We start from the raw sequence: 261 nt of genomic DNA, 5'->3' as shown, positions 1-261 counted from the left end.
TCGTCAATTCATGCATGTCTACTTCAGAAACAATATCAAATGAGGGCATTTGGCTTCTCCCAATCTAATTAATTTTTAACTCGCCAGTCTACCATCAGCTTGCATGATGCCGAAATTCATCCACGTGGATGATGTGATTATGCATCTGTTGCAATCTGGCTTTAGCTACATGAGTGTAAATTTGCGTTGTTGATAAATCGGCATGCCCCAGTAACAACTGAACCACACGCAAATCGGCACCATGATTCAGCAAATGGGTGG

At 42.1% G+C, this 261-nt stretch carries 1 pseudogene; it reads right to left on the bottom strand.

Annotated elements, in window-relative coordinates:
• Positions 1-116: 116 nt before the first annotated feature.
• A pseudogene (locus E8Q33_RS15035) lies at positions 117-261 on the bottom strand (tyrosine-type recombinase/integrase); the annotation flags it as partial.

Source organism: Methylophaga sp. SB9B (assembly GCF_004832235.1).
Taxonomy (GTDB): Bacteria; Pseudomonadota; Gammaproteobacteria; order Nitrosococcales; family Methylophagaceae; genus Methylophaga; species Methylophaga muralis.
This window is presented reverse-complemented; position numbering and strand designations above follow the sequence as displayed.